This window comes from Bacillus sp. NH11B (genome assembly GCF_001884205.1).
In the GTDB taxonomy this organism is placed as follows: Bacteria; Bacillota; Bacilli; order Bacillales; family Bacillaceae_G; genus Bacillus_A; species Bacillus_A proteolyticus.
This window is the reverse complement of sequence record NZ_MAOG01000130.1, coordinates 70,457-86,396: the sequence shown is the minus strand read 5'-3', so window position 1 is coordinate 86,396 and position 15,940 is coordinate 70,457. Positions and strand designations below refer to the sequence as shown.

At 34.1% G+C, this 15,940-nt stretch carries 15 protein-coding genes; 6 read left to right on the top strand and 9 right to left on the bottom strand.

Annotation, left to right across the window (positions count from 1 at the left end; translation table 11 throughout):
• Positions 1–74: 74 nt before the first annotated feature.
• Positions 75–362 carry an ArsR/SmtB family transcription factor gene (locus BAU27_RS23910; RefSeq protein ID WP_001075217.1) on the bottom strand — a complete coding sequence of 96 codons (288 nt, stop codon included), beginning with the start codon at positions 360–362 and terminating at the stop codon, positions 75–77.
• A 538-nt stretch (positions 363–900) separates the two neighbouring features.
• Here BAU27_RS23910 and BAU27_RS23900 point away from each other — a divergent pair.
• Together BAU27_RS23900 and BAU27_RS23895 are read left to right on the top strand one after the other, a co-directional pair.
• On the top strand, positions 901–1,290 hold the full coding sequence (locus tag BAU27_RS23900; protein WP_244159057.1) for a TlpA disulfide reductase family protein: 390 nt from the start codon (positions 901–903) through the stop codon (positions 1,288–1,290).
• A gap of 202 nt (positions 1,291–1,492) precedes the next feature.
• Positions 1,493–3,112, top strand: a complete 1,620-nt coding sequence (locus BAU27_RS23895; protein ID WP_071772167.1) for an L-lactate permease — start codon at positions 1,493–1,495, stop codon at positions 3,110–3,112.
• Between the two features lie 183 nt (positions 3,113–3,295).
• Here BAU27_RS23895 and aspA read toward each other — a convergent pair whose 3' ends face one another.
• The 3 genes from aspA to gloA2 form a co-directional block, all read right to left on the bottom strand.
• Positions 3,296–4,732, bottom strand: coding sequence for an aspartate ammonia-lyase (gene aspA / locus BAU27_RS23890; RefSeq protein WP_071743802.1), 1,437 nt, complete (start codon positions 4,730–4,732; stop codon positions 3,296–3,298).
• Positions 4,733–4,910: 178 nt separating this feature from the next.
• The gene (locus BAU27_RS23885) at positions 4,911–6,209 is read right to left on the bottom strand and encodes a hemolysin family protein (RefSeq protein WP_071772166.1); all 1,299 of its coding nucleotides are present in this window, start codon (positions 6,207–6,209) and stop codon (positions 4,911–4,913) included.
• Between the two features lie 109 nt (positions 6,210–6,318).
• Positions 6,319–6,705 carry an SMU1112c/YaeR family gloxylase I-like metalloprotein gene (gene gloA2 / locus BAU27_RS23880; protein ID WP_071743863.1) on the bottom strand — a complete coding sequence of 129 codons (387 nt, stop codon included), beginning with the start codon at positions 6,703–6,705 and terminating at the stop codon, positions 6,319–6,321.
• Positions 6,706–6,796: 91 nt separating this feature from the next.
• Between gloA2 and BAU27_RS23875 the strand changes: the two genes are divergently transcribed.
• The 3 genes from BAU27_RS23875 to BAU27_RS23865 all read left to right on the top strand — a co-directional run bounded on the left by BAU27_RS23875 (position 6,797) and on the right by BAU27_RS23865 (position 10,675).
• Positions 6,797–7,975: a NupC/NupG family nucleoside CNT transporter gene (locus BAU27_RS23875; RefSeq protein ID WP_071772165.1), complete on the top strand. Its 1,179-nt coding sequence runs from the start codon at positions 6,797–6,799 to the stop codon at positions 7,973–7,975.
• Positions 7,976–8,161: 186 nt separating this feature from the next.
• Positions 8,162–9,178, top strand: a complete 1,017-nt coding sequence (locus BAU27_RS23870) for an LCP family glycopolymer transferase (RefSeq protein ID WP_302848840.1) — start codon at positions 8,162–8,164, stop codon at positions 9,176–9,178.
• A 234-nt stretch (positions 9,179–9,412) separates the two neighbouring features.
• Complete coding sequence (locus tag BAU27_RS23865) at positions 9,413–10,675, top strand: VanW family protein (protein ID WP_071772163.1); 1,263 nt, start codon at positions 9,413–9,415, stop codon at positions 10,673–10,675.
• A 47-nt stretch (positions 10,676–10,722) separates the two neighbouring features.
• Here the strand turns inward: BAU27_RS23865 and BAU27_RS23860 are convergent, their stop codons facing one another.
• Together BAU27_RS23860 and BAU27_RS23855 are read right to left on the bottom strand one after the other, a co-directional pair.
• Positions 10,723–10,992, bottom strand: coding sequence for a hypothetical protein (locus BAU27_RS23860; RefSeq protein ID WP_071772162.1), 270 nt, complete (start codon positions 10,990–10,992; stop codon positions 10,723–10,725).
• 15 nt (positions 10,993–11,007) lie between these two features.
• A complete protein-coding gene (locus BAU27_RS23855; RefSeq protein ID WP_071743808.1) occupies positions 11,008–11,526 on the bottom strand; it encodes an RNase A-like domain-containing lipoprotein in 519 nt (172 codons plus the stop codon).
• A gap of 399 nt (positions 11,527–11,925) precedes the next feature.
• On the opposite strand from BAU27_RS23855, the gene BAU27_RS23850 reads away from it, so the two are divergent.
• Positions 11,926–12,474, top strand: a complete 549-nt coding sequence (locus BAU27_RS23850) for a TVP38/TMEM64 family protein (protein WP_071772161.1) — start codon at positions 11,926–11,928, stop codon at positions 12,472–12,474.
• A gap of 63 nt (positions 12,475–12,537) precedes the next feature.
• Here BAU27_RS23850 and BAU27_RS23845 read toward each other — a convergent pair whose 3' ends face one another.
• The 3 genes from BAU27_RS23845 to BAU27_RS23835 form a co-directional block, all read right to left on the bottom strand.
• Entirely contained in the window at positions 12,538–14,238 is a 1,701-nt protein-coding gene (locus BAU27_RS23845; protein ID WP_071772160.1) for a M4 family metallopeptidase, read from the bottom strand.
• 175 nt (positions 14,239–14,413) lie between these two features.
• Complete coding sequence (locus BAU27_RS23840; protein WP_071772159.1) at positions 14,414–14,668, bottom strand: hypothetical protein; 255 nt, start codon at positions 14,666–14,668, stop codon at positions 14,414–14,416.
• Positions 14,665–15,939 (bottom strand): tetratricopeptide repeat protein, encoded by a 1,275-nt coding sequence (locus BAU27_RS23835; protein ID WP_071772158.1) that lies wholly within the window; start codon positions 15,937–15,939, stop codon positions 14,665–14,667. Before BAU27_RS23835 ends, BAU27_RS23840 begins: the two co-directional genes overlap by 4 nt.
• Position 15,940: the final 1 nt, after the last annotated feature.

Genomic DNA, 15,940 nt, shown 5'->3' with positions numbered 1-15,940 from the left:
TTCCTATTATTACATCCTTTTCAAATAAAAAAAGACGTATATTTCATACGTCTCCTTTCCATAATATTCAAAAATTAAGAAAATAACGTTTTTACTACTTCACTTACTTTATCATTATGAATTTGATAGTACACTTCTAACCCGCGTCTCTCAAAGCGTACTACTTTATTTTGTTTTAATTTCGTTAAATGCTGTGAAACAGTTGATTGTGGAATTTCTAATACCTCTTGTAATTGTGTTACATTACATGTTCCACGCTGCATTAGTTCCATTACTAAGCGTAGACGCAATGGATGAGCTAATGCTCTTAACATCTGTACGTCTTCTTCTGAAATACGACAGTCAAATTGGTTTTGGTTCATAAAGTTCCCCTCATTTTCATTTTTTATTTTCTTTTTATTTATTTATATATCTGTTCTTATATTTCCTGTTACGACATAACTTTATCAACCCATAATGCTGAGAAAATTTTCCGACTTTTATCAGCACACAGTTCAAGAAAAAATCTCTCCTGATTTTGAATATTATACTATATGATACAACGAAAAAGCAAAATAAAGGGCTAGCGATACTTTGCTTACAAACGTTGTTTTATCAGGCTTTTTGTTATATTTTCACCTTACTGAAATGTACAGTAATGATATTGTAAAATATCGTCTATAATTGATAACCTATCGTAAAGTAATTTGACCATATTTAACCAATTTGTTACGATAAAAAAGGAAATTTAAGTAAGGAGGAGGATGTAGTATTAAAAAATGGTTTATTATTGCGTTACTTAGCATTGCGGTTGGCTGGACTATTATCAATCACTTCCTATTAGACAAAAAAGAAGATATAGCTTCAAAATCAAACATCCCCATTGGAACTGAAGTTGGCAATGTTGCCCTCGATTTCCTTCTGGAAACAACCACTGGTCAAGAAGTTCGTCTTACAGACTATAAAGGAAAAAAAGTAATATTGAATTTTTGGGCAAGCTGGTGTGGTCCATGCAAAATAGAAATGCCTGATATGGAAAAGTTTTATCATGATACTAAAGATATGGGGATTGAAATTGTTGCTGTAAATGCGACAGCTACTGAAAAAGACCCGAACAATGTAAAACAATTTCTTGAAGAAAACAAATATACCTTCCCCGTCCTATTAGATCAGAAAGGACAGGCAAGTGCCGCATATCAAATTATCAGTATTCCAACATCTTTTGTCATCGATTCAAACGGTGTCATTCAATATAAGCATGTAGGACCAATGACATATGAAAAAATGAAAGAATATATAAATAATTTATAAAAGCGTATTCAAATCAATTTGATTACGCTTTTTGTCTACTTTATGAACAAAATGTTACTTTTAATACTATTATGGAATAATTATACTTTTTCACGTTGACAATAGTGTTGAAGGAGAATATACTAAGCATGTAAGTTGATTGTGAATAGTTTCACAAACAATGTGAATAGTTTCACATAAATAGATAGGAGTTGTCATTATTATGAGTACTTGGACACAAATTTATGACCCATTAAACAACATTTGGTTATCTGCACTAATCGCAGCACTTCCAATTTTCTGCTTCATCATTTGTTTAATGGGACTCAAAATGAAAAGTTACATCGCTGGTCTTTACAGTGTGATTGTCGCTATTATTCTTGCTATATTCGTTTATAAAATGCCAGCAACAGTAGCTGTAGCATCTGCCGGATTCGGTATTCTATCTGGATTTTATCCAATTTGTACTATCGTTATCGCAGCAATTTTCCTTTACAAATTAACTGTTAAAACAGAGCAATTCAACATAATTCGTGATAGTATTTCAAGCATTACAAATGATCAACGTTTACAAGTGTTGTTAATCGCTTATTCTTTCGGTGCTTTCTTAGAAGGTGCAGCTGGTCTAGGTGTTCCAGTTGCTATTACAGCTGCACTACTTGTAGGTATGGGCTTTAATCCATTAAAAGCAGCAGGTATTTGTTTAGTAGCAAATATCGCTGGTGGTGCTATGGGTGCTATGGGTATTCCAGTTACAGTACCTGCACAATTAACTCAATTAGATGCATTAACTATAGGTCGTCAAACTGTTCTTATTTTACCTTTCATTAGCATTATTTTACCTTTCTTACTTGTTTCAATGGTCGATGGAATTAAAGGTATTAAAGAAACATGGCAAGGTATTCTTGTAAGTGGTTTTTCTTTCGCAATTACTCAGTTCCTTGTAACTTACTTCTTAGGTGCAGAACTTACTAATATTTTCGCAGCCGTTGTAAGTATGGTATCACTTGCATTATTCTTACGTGTTTGGCAACCAAAATCTTCTGCTAAAGAAGAAAAACAAGAAGCAAGAGAATCTCATACATTCAATCAAATTTTATATGCTTGGTCTCCATTCGTATTCTTAACTGCATTCGTAACAATCTTTAATTTAAAACCAATTAAAGCTTTATTTGCTCCGGATGGTGCGTTAGCAAACTTAGTATTTAACATTCAATTCCCTGGTCTTCATAATATGGTTATGAAAACTACACCAATTACAAAAGCAGATACACCTTTCGCAGCGATTTTCAAATTCGATGTATTCTCTTCTACAACTACTGCGATCGTACTAGCAATTATCGTTTCACTTATCGTTTACCGCGTAAAAGGTAAAATGATTAAAGAACTAATGGTTGAAACAATTAAAGAACTAAAAGCTCCAGTATATACAATTTGTAGCGTTATCGCTTTAGCTTACGTAGAGAACTACTCTGGTATGTCATCTACACTTGGACTTGCATTCTCTTCTACTGGTAATGCATTCCCAGTTCTTTCTCCAATCTTAGGATGGATTGGCGTATTCATTACAGGATCAGTAGTATCAAGTGGTTCATTATTCGCACCACTTCAAGCGGTAACTGCAGACCAATTAAACATCGTTCCTTCTACACTCGTTGCATTAAACGTAGTAGGTGGTACAATGGCGAAAATGGTTTCACCACAATCTGTAGCAGTTGCTTGTGCAGCAGTTGGACTAGTTGGTCAAGAATCTGCCTTATTTAAAACAGCAATGAAATACAGTTTAATCTTCTTAGCTGTTATTAGCTTACTTCAATTAAACGCTGTATTTAATATCTTCTAAAAAAGAACCGATCCAAATGGATCGGTTCTTTTTACATTACATTTTTTTATCCCGCTATTTTTGGGCAGTAAAACTCCCACCCAAAAATTCGGCGAATGCGAGGGAGTTAGGTGGGAGTCGGGCTGCCCGTAAAAGCCCGATTGGTGAAGGCTAATAATCAGTGGGGGATTCCCCCCCTACTGATTAAAGTTTCACTTTATCCTTTAATAAAGAAGCACCAGCAATTTCAGGATGCGTCATTTCATATGGGTCCAAAATAATATCAAGCTCTTCTGCTGTAAGTACACCATGTTCTAAACATAACTCCCTAACAGATTTTCCTGTTTCAATTGCTTCACGTGCAATACGAGATGCTGCTTCATAACCAATATGAGGATTAACTGCTGTAATAATTCCAACACTTTTCTCAACATATTGCTTCAGCAATTCTTCATTTGCTGTAATTCCTTCAATACAATATTCACGGAATACACGGAATCCGTTATTCATAATACTGATAGATTGAATTAAATTAAATACAAGCACAGGCTCCATTACGTTTAACTCTAATTGCCCTGCTTCTGATGCTAAGCAAATTGTATGATCGTTTCCAATTACTTGGAATGCGACTTGGTTAATCACTTCTGCCATAACTGGATTTACTTTACCTGGCATAATCGATGAACCTGGCTGACGTGCTGGCAATTGAATTTCAGCTAACCCAACACGTGGCCCAGACGCCATAATACGAAGATCGTTTGCAATTTTAGACATGTTCATCATACATACTTTAAGTGCTGCAGATACTTCTGTGTATGCATCTGTATTTTGTGTTGCATCAACTAAATGCTCTGCACCAACAAGTGGGAATCCACTAAACGTTCTTAAATGTTTTACCACTTGTTCAATATACGTAGGATTTGCATTTAATCCTGTACCAACAGCTGTCGCCCCCATATTCACTTCATATAAATGTTGACGAGACTGTTTAATTCTTTTTATATCACGCTCAAGCACTCGGCTATACGCTTCAAATTCTTGTCCAAGGCGAATTGGAACTGCATCTTGTAAATGTGTGCGTCCCATTTTAATAACGTGATCAAACTCTTTTGCTTTTTTACGAAAAGCAGAATGAAGTTCTTCCATTGTAATAAGAAGCTCTTCTAACATCATAAGAGTTGCAATATGAATCCCAGTTGGGAACGCATCATTTGTTGATTGGGCCATATTCACGTGAGTGTTTGGGCTAACTTTCGCATACTCACCTTTTTCGTACCCCATACGTTCTAAAGCTCTATTAGCAATTACTTCATTAGTATTCATATTAATTGAAGTCCCTGCTCCGCCCTGAATTGGGTCTACGATAAATTGATCATGGAACTTTCCATCCATAATCTCTTGTGCAGCTTCTACAATTTCTTGTCCGATATCTTTAGCCAAGTAACCTGTATCTATATTCGCAAGCGCTGCCGCTTTTTTTACAATTGCCATTGCCGTAATGAGTGACGGATGAATGCGATATCCTGTAATCGGAAAATTTTCTACGGCACGTAATGTTTGTACACCATAATAAGCTACACTCGGTACTTCCTTTTCACCTAAAAAATCTTTTTCTATACGTATATCCTTCGTTGCTATCATTTTTCATCACCTATACTTTTCATTCTAAATCCTTATCCAAAGAATTCGCCCTATAAAATACGAGTATCATTAAAAAGAATTCTTCAGTATCCACCTTCACTATAAAGCACCTTTTTTGAAAGCGCAAACATTTATTTTTCTATATATCCTTTTTATTAAAGTTTATATAATAAAAAATTCATTCTTCTACTTTCTTTATTTCAACTCGCTTAATTTGATGCATATCCTTTTCAAGAACTTTAAAAGAAAAGCCGTGTTTCTCAATAATGTCCCCCTCAGCAACGATTTGATTTTGTACCATAAACCACCCACCAATTGTATCAACATCATCAGCAACCAAATGTATGCCAAATAAATCATTTACTTCGCTAATAAGCACTTTCCCCTCTACAATTTTACACACTTCACTTATATGCTCTATTGGTGGATGTTCATCTTCATCGTATTCATCTCGGATTTCTCCAACAATTTCTTCTAAAATATCTTCTAATGTAACGATTCCTGCTGTGCCACCATATTCATCATATAATACAGCTAATGGAATGCGCTTTCTTTGCATTTGCAATAATAAATCATGGATTGGGATATTTTCTAACACTTCAATAACTGGACGTGTATATGGTGTAATCGAACACTCTTCATCTCGATTACCATCCATATAACGAATAAATAAGTCCTTTACATTAACCATCCCAATAATTTCATCTTTATCTTCACCAAATACTGGATATCTCGTATATTTTTCTTGAGCAATTACTTTAATATGTGTCTCAAACGGCTCATCTTCATATAAACCAACAACTTCAGTACGAGGTACCATGATTTCCTTCGCTAACCTGTTATCAAATTCAAAGATGTTATTTACATATTTAAATTCAGCTTGATTAATCTCGCCACTCTCATAACTCTCAGACAAGATTAATCTTAGTTCCTCCTCAGAATGCGCAACTTCATGTTCAGAAGCGGGATGTAAGCCAAATAAGCCTGTCACAAATCGTGCAGAGCCATTTAAAGCCCAAATAAATGGATACATAACTCGGTAAAAATAAATAAGGGGCTTTGATAATAATAAGCTAACTTGCTCTGCTTTTTGGATTGCAAAAGTCTTTGGAGCAAGTTCACCAATTACAACATGTAAAAATGTAATTACTGCAAAGGCAATAATAAATGAAACTGTACTGGAAATTGCAGGAGATAAATGTACCTTTAAAAATAACGGCTCAAGTAAATGTTTAATGGTTGGCTCCCCTAACCACCCGAGCCCTAAAGCAGTAATCGTAATCCCTAACTGACATGCTGATAAATACTCATCTAAATTTGAAGTTACTTTTTTCGCTGCCAATGCCCCTCGCTTTTTTTCACTGACGAGTTGATCAATACGACTGCTACGTACCTTAATAATTGCAAACTCTACAGCTACAAAAAAACCTGTTAGCGCAATCAGAACAGCTACCATCAATAATTTTAAAATATCCACATATGTCCTTTAGCTTTTCTTAGCTAAAGTTACACCTCCTTTAAAAAAGAAGTTTCACTTTAGTTTCTTCATTTACTTGAAAGCAACCCTACATAAAATTCACCAATTTTCAGTCCTCATACAATTCTAATGGCAAACCGTCAGGATCTTGAAAAAAGACGAATTTTTTTCCCGTTATCTCGTCAACACGTATCGATTCCGTCTCAACATCACATCGTTTTAAATGTTTAACAGCTTCTTCTATATCAGTAACGGCAAAAGCTAAATGCCTAAGCCCAGCAGCCTCCGGAAAGCTTGCGCGGTTAGGCGGATTTGGAAATGAAAATAATTCAATTTGATACTCTTCTCCTACACATAAATCTAACTTATAAGAATTTCGTTCCTTTCTGTATACTTCATTCATCACTTTGAAACCTAATATTCGTGTATAAAAATCCTTTGACACTTCATAATTTGAACTAATAATTGCAACGTGATGTACTCTACATATATTCATGATTCCTCTATTCCTCTCTTTACTAAACATGCATATTCTCCTTTTAAATGAAAAACATATATAGCAGAATATCTCTTTTAGGGGGCTTATTATGAAATTTATCACTTTTTTCGTTGGACTTATCGTTGTTTTTTTTCTTGCCTACATTGCTAGCAACAATAAAAAACATATTAAATTCAAACCAATTTTTATCATGCTAATTATACAGTTAATTTTAACTTATTTATTATTAAATACAGAAATTGGCCTCATACTTATTACGATAATTTCCAATCTGTTTACAAGGCTACTTGGGTATGCTGCCAGTGGAATAAATTTTGTATTTGGGGGTCTTGCAAATAAAGGAGAAATGCCATTTTTCCTTAACGTATTATTACCGATTGTTTTCATCTCAGTCTTAATTGGTATATTACAACATTTCAAAATACTACCATTCTTTATTCGTTGGATTGGTTTCTTTCTTAGTAAAATAAACGGTCTTGGTAAATTGGAATCTTACAACGCCATCGCTTCCGCTATTGTTGGCCAATCAGAAGTTTTCATTACGGTAAAAAAACAATTAGCCCAAATTCCAAAACATCGACTTTATACACTTTGCGCCTCTGCTATGTCAACAGTATCTATGTCCATTGTCGGTGCCTATATGACAATGATCGAACCAAAATATGTAGTAACCGCACTCGTTCTCAATTTATTTAGCGGTTTTATTATCGTACTCATTATTAACCCTTACGACGTTAACGATGATGAAGACATTTTGGAAATCAAAGGGGAAAAACAAAGTTTCTTTGAAATGCTTGGGGAATACATTCTTGATGGTTTTCGCGTAGCAATTGTCGTCGGTGCTATGCTCATTGGATTCGTCGCATTAATGAGTTGTATTAATGACCTATTCCTCATTATATTTGGAGTTACTTTCCAACAAATAATAGGCTATGTATTCTCCCCTATTGCATTTCTTATCGGCGTACCAACTTCTGAAATTGTCACAGCTGGTAGCATTATGGCAACGAAGCTTGTAACAAATGAATTTGTAGCAATGATGGATCTTAGTAAAATTTCCAGCACGCTCTCTATCCGTACAGTTGGTATTATTTCTGTCTTCCTCGTTTCTTTTGCTAACTTTTCTTCCATTGGAATTATTTCCGGTGCGGTAAAAGGATTAAACGAAGAACAAGGAAATGTCGTTGCCCGCTTTGGCCTAAAATTACTATACGGAGCTACTCTTGTTAGCATTTTATCTGCGATTATTGTAAGTATTATGCTTTAATTAGGTAAAATTTTATCATTTTCTTATCCCTGTCTTTTGTATACAATAACGAATAGGTGTCTTATAAATAATCAAGACATCTATTTTTTATACATGTACAATACCTTTTATTTAGCGTACAATATTTTTTATGTGTTTTAATACACTTCTAGATGTATACACTTTGATTGTTTTAAAGGAGAAAAAATGATGAAATCCGACATTAACAAAGAAACTCGAGCCAAAAAAGGACGTTCAAAGAAAAAGCGCCTACTTTGGTTCATTCTTATTCCCTTACTTATTGTAGCAATAGGAGCAGGAGGTTACTCCTTCCATATATACAGTAAAGCAAAATCCGTCTTAAGCAACGCCTATTCTGAACTCGGCCGAGGAGATAAATCCAGCAAACGTGAAAAAGCCGTTAAACCTATGACTGACAATATTTCTGTCCTTATTATGGGCGTTGATGAAAGTGATATTAGGGACAAGGATTATGGAAAAGCGACTCGTACGGATGCGTTATTACTTGCAACAATTAATAAAAACGATAAATCCGTTAAACTTGTCAGCATTCCACGTGATTCACGCGTCTACATTAAATCACGTGATAAATACGATAAAATTACACATGCGCACGTATTCGGTGGTGTAGACAGCACGATTGATACAGTAGAGACCTTTTTAGACGTTCCAGTTGACTACTATGTAAAATTCAACTTTAAATCCTTTATCAAAATCGTTGATTCCCTTGGTGGCATTACTGTCGATGTTCCCGTTGAGTTTACAGAACAAAATAGTAAAGACGAAGCAAATGCAATTCATCTAGAAAAAGGACGTCAACATTTAAATGGAGAAGAAGCACTTGCACTAGCTAGAACTCGTCATATTGATAGTGATTATATGCGTGGTCAACGACAACAACTTGTTTTAGAAGCTATTGCTGAAAAAGCACTATCTCTCAATTCCGTTAATAAAATCGGAAGCTTATTAGATGCTGTCGATAAGGATTTAAAAACAAACTTAACTTTTGATGATATGATGGCTATTGCAAAAAGTTCAATGGATTCAAATTTAAAAATGGATAAATTGCAAGTGGAAGGTACTGATAAATATATAGGTGGTATTTATTATTACGTTCCAAACGAAAAAAGTGTTAATGATATATCGACAACACTTCAAGAACATCTCGGTGTTACGAATAAAAATGAGCATAAAAAATTATAATAAAAAGGCTGCTAGATTTTTCTAAGCAGCCTTTTTATTATAATTTTCAACATATTTCTCGTACATATTGTGACAAAAAGAGACAATTATTACACCAGTGTAACATTTTTTATAAAAACATTACACGCATAGTGAAAATAATAGTATACTAGTACGTACATAATGTTATTTTCATCATTTTTATACAAAAAATGTCATACATATATTTATACAAATTTTTCTGGGGGGAAATAAATGAAGCTACGCAAAATACTGATCGGTTCCACTATCGCTGGTGGCATATTACTTTGTGTTGGTGGTGTTGGTGGATATCAATATGTATCCAAATTAAATGATCAACTGAATACAACTGCATTACCAAACACTACATTTGAAGGTATTTCTCTTGATGGAAAAAATAAAGCAGATATTCAAGCAATTATTAATCAAAAAGTAAATGAATTAGATCAAAAATCCCTTACCTACATATTCCAAGATGATAAACAAACTTACACATGGAAAGATTTAGGGATAAATTATAAAGAGAAAGATATTGTAAACAAAATCTTTAAAAAACAAGAAGGAAACGTAATGAGTCGTTACAAAATGCGGAAGCAAGCTGAAAACGATGAATTAAAACGTGACTATAAATTAACACCACAATTAAATACAACAGCTTATGAAGCCTTTATAAAAGATAAATATAATGAAACATTAAAAAATCCTGTTAATGCAGAATTAAGTGTTGAAGGCTCTACAGTAAATGTTAGTCAAAGTCAAAACGGAGAAAAAATTGATAAAGGAAAACTAAACGATTTAACAAACGAAGCTATTACTACTGGTAAATCAGATGTTACATTACCGGTTACATTAATAAAACCAGAACGTTCTACAGAAGATATACAGAAAATGGGGATTAAAGAAGTAATTGCTGAATACTCGACTCCAATGACTGGCCGTAATGGAAATCAGTCTTATAACGTAAATAAATCAGCTAATACTTTAAGTGGAGTTATTGTAGCACCTGATGAAACGTTTAGTTTTAATGACCGTGTTGGCGTAACTGATGCTGCACATGGTTATAAATCCGCAGCAGTATATTCACAAGGTAAAGTTATACAAAGTGCAGGCGGAGGCGTTTGCCAAGTCAGTAGTACTTTATATAGCGCAGCTTTAAGGGCAGATTTAGGAATTGTTTCTCGAAGTAATCATTCTATGCCCGTAAATTATTTACCACTTGGGCAAGATGCAGCCGTCGCAGATTATGGTCCAGATTTAAAATTTAAAAACAATACAGGTAAGCATATTTACATTCAAGCATTTTCAAATGGAGGTAGTATTACTACACGTATTTTCGGTACAAATACTGGCAAAAATGTTGAAGTTTCTTCTCAAGTAGTTAGTAATACTGGTGATAAAATAACCGCGGTTACATATAAAAAGGTAACACAAAATGGTGAAGTAATATCAAATGGACAAATTTCAAAAAGCGTATATAAAAGTGCCCCAAAACAATAAGATACTATTAAACGGACAAATTTTAAAAAGAAAAAGGCGTGAGTAGATCACGCCTTTTTCTTTTGCAATAATAGTAAAAAATTTTCAAGATGGTCTTTCGTTTCTTCTAAAGACCACATACGATTTCCTTGCTTCGCAGCTAATACGCACGCTTCTTCCCATGCGTTCTTTTTCTTCATATATACTAATTCATCACGTAATTTCAAAACAATTTCTTCTTCTTGCTCTATAAACTCTTTCATCACACTCACTATTTCATCCTCATGAATACTTAACGTACAGTACGATTTAAGAAAGTATTGTAATGTCGTATACATATGTACTCCCCCTTCTTATTTGTCAGATGGATAAGAAGTAATGATCTTATATCCTAATTCTCCTGATTTATCTCTCGCTAAAACAGTAACAGTTTTTACTAACTTGTCTTTTACATTCATATTTTTCTTTATTACCGTTTTTCCAACTGGGAATGAATGAGTTGTATTTAACACAAGACGAGCTTCTTTAGAATTTTTTAACCAATCCTGAATTTCCTTATCATGTTGCTTCAAACTATCTTTTACAGCTTTCGTCGCTGTTTCTTTATCATAGTATGTACTTGCCGCTGATACTTTATCTGTCTTCAAACGATTCTTCAAATCCTCTTCTGATTTGCCTACATGCCTTTCAATCGTATGACCATTTTTCGGTGGTCCTTCCATTTCATCTAAAATATTATCACTAATTTTTTCTACTGATGTAGAATGATCCTCTTTTGGTTTTTCTGTTTTTTGTTCTTTTCCTGCACATCCACTTAAAATCAGCATTAGTGCCAATAAACCACTCAAGAAAAGACTACTTAGTCGTTTCATCATATCACCTCTTCCATGATTATTATCGTAACTCCACTAAAAGTCAATTTCACAAAGAAAAAACGTATATAGTTTTAAAGTTTCGCATTCATTTTTCTATATTTCCAACCTACTTTCATCAAACCACTGTTTTTCGCCCGCCTTAAAATATACCCCCATGATTTTACGATTATTTCCCGAACGAAAATACCAATCATAATACTATATAAACCCTTTAAATATAAGATTTATGGAGTGTTTTCAAAACAAACTAAATATACCCCTATTTTTATATACCCAATACCCATATACTGTATACAGACCTCTTTTTATTAACTATTTTCTACATTATGTAAATTTACACTTGCCTACACAATAGAAATATGGTGTAATGCAAAAAAAGATAAAGGATTTTACAAGATGGCTGAAACAATTCAAAACTTCTTAACAGATTATTATTCAATCGCAATTCCACTTAGTATCTTAATCAACATCATCATCAGTCTTTTAGGTTTTATCCCTAGTATTTTTTTGACCGCTATTAACATACAGCTCTTCGGTGTAACAAACGGAACCATTATTTCGATCGCAGGTGAGGCATTAGGGGCTATTATCTCGTTTTATATTTATCGTATGGGCCTTCAAAAGTTCACTCACGATAAAGTAAATAAGTACCCAAAGGTAGAGCGTCTTCTTTATGTAAAAGGCAGAGAAGCCTTTCTACTCGTCCTATCTTTCCGTCTTATCCCTTTCATTCCGTCCAGTATCGTGACTTTATTTGCAGCTCTAGGTAAAATGTCATTACTATCCTTCAGTATTGCCAGTACAATAGGTAAAATACCGGCTTTGTTAATCGAAGTATATTCTGCCTATCATGTCATGAATGGAACGAATGAAGCGAAGTGGATTGTAACAATCGCGGGCGCTATTGGATTGTTTTATTTGTGGAAAAAATGGAGAAAAAAATAAAGAAGGAGCCTATGCTCCTTCTTTATTTTTGAAGTATTTTATTAATAACTATCCTTTAAAGCCTTAGTTTACACCAACAGCACTAAATGATTGCTTCACTGCATTTACTTCTGCAGAGCTAGCACCATATAAATCCGCTGCAGCTTGTACTGCACCAGCACGAGCTTGACTAAATGTAGTAGATTGCGTGAAATACTGTGTGTTTGCACGGTAGTAAATCGCACCTAATTTATCTTTACCGATACCAGTTACAGTTACACCAGAATGCGTACCACCATTTGCTAATAAATAAGCTTGTTTGTTAATAATGCCACTGTTTGTATGAACGCCACCGTTATCACTTGAACCAGTGTAACGTTTAGAATAATGGTCTGGGTCACCATATTTCGCTGGATCACTCATAGAACGAAGTGCATCTCCCGCCTTACCAGGTGTATAAATATCTTCACCGATCTCCCAATCTGGGTTACGGTTATCATAGAACTCTACTAAAGTACCAAAGATATCAGAGATTGCTTCATTTAGCGCTCCTGATTCATTTTGATAAATTAAATTCGAGCTATTTTCCGTAACAGCATGCGTTAATTCGTGACCGATTACATCAATCCCGCCAGATAATGAAGTAAATGTTACACCATCACCATCTCCGTATACCATTTGTGAGCCGTTCCAGAATGCATTATTATACTTACTTCCGTAATGAACAGTTGATTTTAATGGTGCTCCTGCATCATTAATAGAATTTCGGTTAAATGTATCTTTATAATAATCATATGTCTTACCTGCATAGTAATGAGCATCAACTGCCGCTGCATCATACGCTGCATTGAAAACATTATCTGTATCTACCCATAACGTTCCAGGCAATGTAGTCCGATTTTTCGCATCATACGTAAAAATCGTTGCTCCGCGCGTATTATCTTGTAAATAGTAAGAAGATCCAGATAACGTTGTATTGATTGATTTCGTATCTCCTAATACCCCTTTACCTGTCCCTACTTTGTTTGTTCCAGTTACAGGTTTTCCAGCTGCTTTCGCTTCTTGTTTAGGAGCATCTTGTTTAACTGGTGACTTATCATCATTTGTTACATGATCAATTGTATTAAACTTATTTAATACTTTGCCGCTTTCCGCCTCAATGAAATAGTAGTAATTTCCTGGGCTTGGATCTAAGAAGTTTAGATTTACAACGTACGCATATGTCGTTTCTTCACCGTTTTGATATACATATAAGTCCGCTTTTGGATCTACCTCATATTTAGGTGTTACTCCTAAATCTTGTTGTGCGATTTCAATTGCTTTTGCGCCTTCAATCTTATTTTTATTTTTCAACTTTTCCTTCTTGTCTAAATCAGGCGCAACTGTTCCAGACAATACCTTTAAAGAACCATCTTTACTTACGTGAGCTACTTGAGTAGATCCCCATACAGGTACTCCCTCGTAAACTTGTTGCATACGTACTACTGTTGAATCAGTCACAGCGTCTTTTTTCACTTGCTTCACTTTGAAAGAATCTTGCGCACTCTTTTCCCCTAACTTATAATCACCTTTTGCCGCGTTTAAGTAATCAAACACAACAGATTCCGCTTTCTTACCAGTCGCTCCAGTTAGATCACCAGAAATAAACTCAGGTGACTGTACCGTCTCATTGTACTTCTTAGTAGAGAGCACATTTTTAGAATCCGCAAATGCAGAGCCTGTCCCTCCGAACGTAGTAACTGCCATTCCTGCCGCTAACACTAACGCTAAACTCTTCTTTTTCATCTAACATTCCCCCTAATAAAAAATTTTTGAAAAAGAGTAATTTCATATTAGCATTATGTTTTCACTATTAATATACTAAAAATTCAAATAACTTTTTTCTCAAGTTTTGTAGAATTTTGAGGAACAAATATTGAAAAACCCCTTTCCGATTGGAAAGGGGTTTCTCAATATTTTCTTAACCATAAATATCCGGATTAGAGTAATTTATACCTCTTTTTTCCGAAAAATTAAAACCATAAATATCTGGATTAGAATATTGTATACTTCCTTCTTGTAAAGACTTCAATCCATATATATCCGGATTGGAATAATTCACTGATCCTTCTTTCAGGGATTTTACTCCATATATATCTGGATTAGAATAGTTAACTCCCAAAGACAACATCGCCACTAAACCCATCCCTACCACACCATATATACGTCTTTTCAATTCAATTCCTCCTTTTCTTCCAACACTTTAATCGCTTCTTTATAATATTTATTACTTTCTTCATACTTAAATTCATTCTCAAAATACATTGCTAATTCTAAATAAGCATTTTTCAATTCTTTCATACTACCTACACTTTTAAAGAATGGAATAGCTTCATTCTCTAAAAACCTCTTAAACTCTTGAGATTCTCCAAAATATTTATACTTAAATATACAGAACGAATAAATCATTTTATTATATTTTTCATCACTACGTGAGCAATCAATTCCTTTTTCTATCCATTCCTGCGCTTCTTCATAACGTTTAAGATGAATGCATTGTTTAGCCAGTCCATAAATTGTTTCAATATAATTCATATTGACAGCCTTCTGCAATTCGAAACTTTGAAGAAAATAGTTTTTAGATTTATCATGCTCATTTTTATAATGGTATAATTCCCCCATATTATTTAAGGTCATAGCTTTAATCATATCTTTTTCCGCAAAAGAATCTACTTCTCTTAATATACTCTCATAAATCTTTAAAGCTTCTTCATACTGCGCTTTTTCCACATAACTTAAAGCAATAATTGTTTGACAATTGATCACATAACGAAATTTATATTCGTTACGGAACCCTTCCATAGCAATATGAGCAAAATGCATGGCTAAATGCGGTATATTTAGATGGCTATATGCAAGACTCAAATTATAATATATGCCATTTTCAAAATACCCTTGTTCTCTAGCCATTTCTTCCGTCTCAATTAAATACTCCAAGCTTTCCTTATGCTTATATTGCAAACTAAGTAATATAGCCTTACTATACGTATAAAGCATCTTTTGAAAAGGTGAATATTTCTTATAAACCTTTTTCAGTCTATCTAACTCTTCTTCAAGTACAGAAATATCCCTTTTCATAATTAAATATCGCGTATAAAGTAACTTATAATAGTTTATAATTTCAAAATCCAAAACATGCTTCATTTCACCTTGCAACTCTTCGTATATGCGCTCTACTTGTTGCTTGTCCAAATGAATTAGCGCATTCAACCATTCATCCAACTTCACCTTCACATCTTCTTCTACATCTCTCAAATCCGTCACAGCAATCTCTAATCTTGTGCAGAGCAATTGTAGAATCTCTTCTGATGCTTCTATCTTTCCATTTTCGATCTTACTTAAGTATGAGACAGAACAAATGCCCTGACATAATTCTTCTTGTGTCATTTTTTGCTGTAGCCGTTTATAAAAAACTTGCTTGCCTATTTTTTCTAATGTTTGTTGCATT

What these genes read in the sequence shown, in the direction of transcription:
- BAU27_RS23910 (WP_001075217.1), bottom strand. Translation starts at nt 362, where the DNA reads ATGAACCAAAACCAATTTGACTGTCGTATTTCAGAAGAAGACGTACAG.
- BAU27_RS23895 (WP_071772167.1), top strand. Translation starts at nt 1,493, where the DNA reads ATGAGTACTTGGACACAAATTTATGACCCATTAAACAACATTTGGTTA.
- aspA (WP_071743802.1), bottom strand. Translation starts at nt 4,732, where the DNA reads ATGATAGCAACGAAGGATATACGTATAGAAAAAGATTTTTTAGGTGAA.
- gloA2 (WP_071743863.1), bottom strand. Translation starts at nt 6,705, where the DNA reads ATGAATATATGTAGAGTACATCACGTTGCAATTATTAGTTCAAATTAT.
- BAU27_RS23875 (WP_071772165.1), top strand. Translation starts at nt 6,797, where the DNA reads ATGAAATTTATCACTTTTTTCGTTGGACTTATCGTTGTTTTTTTTCTT.
- BAU27_RS23870 (WP_302848840.1), top strand. Translation starts at nt 8,162, where the DNA reads ATGATGAAATCCGACATTAACAAAGAAACTCGAGCCAAAAAAGGACGT.
- BAU27_RS23865 (WP_071772163.1), top strand. Translation starts at nt 9,413, where the DNA reads ATGAAGCTACGCAAAATACTGATCGGTTCCACTATCGCTGGTGGCATA.
- BAU27_RS23860 (WP_071772162.1), bottom strand. Translation starts at nt 10,992, where the DNA reads ATGTATACGACATTACAATACTTTCTTAAATCGTACTGTACGTTAAGT.
- BAU27_RS23855 (WP_071743808.1), bottom strand. Translation starts at nt 11,526, where the DNA reads ATGAAACGACTAAGTAGTCTTTTCTTGAGTGGTTTATTGGCACTAATG.
- BAU27_RS23850 (WP_071772161.1), top strand. Translation starts at nt 11,926, where the DNA reads ATGGCTGAAACAATTCAAAACTTCTTAACAGATTATTATTCAATCGCA.
- BAU27_RS23845 (WP_071772160.1), bottom strand. Translation starts at nt 14,238, where the DNA reads ATGAAAAAGAAGAGTTTAGCGTTAGTGTTAGCGGCAGGAATGGCAGTT.
- BAU27_RS23835 (WP_071772158.1), bottom strand. Translation starts at nt 15,939, where the DNA reads ATGCAACAAACATTAGAAAAAATAGGCAAGCAAGTTTTTTATAAACGG.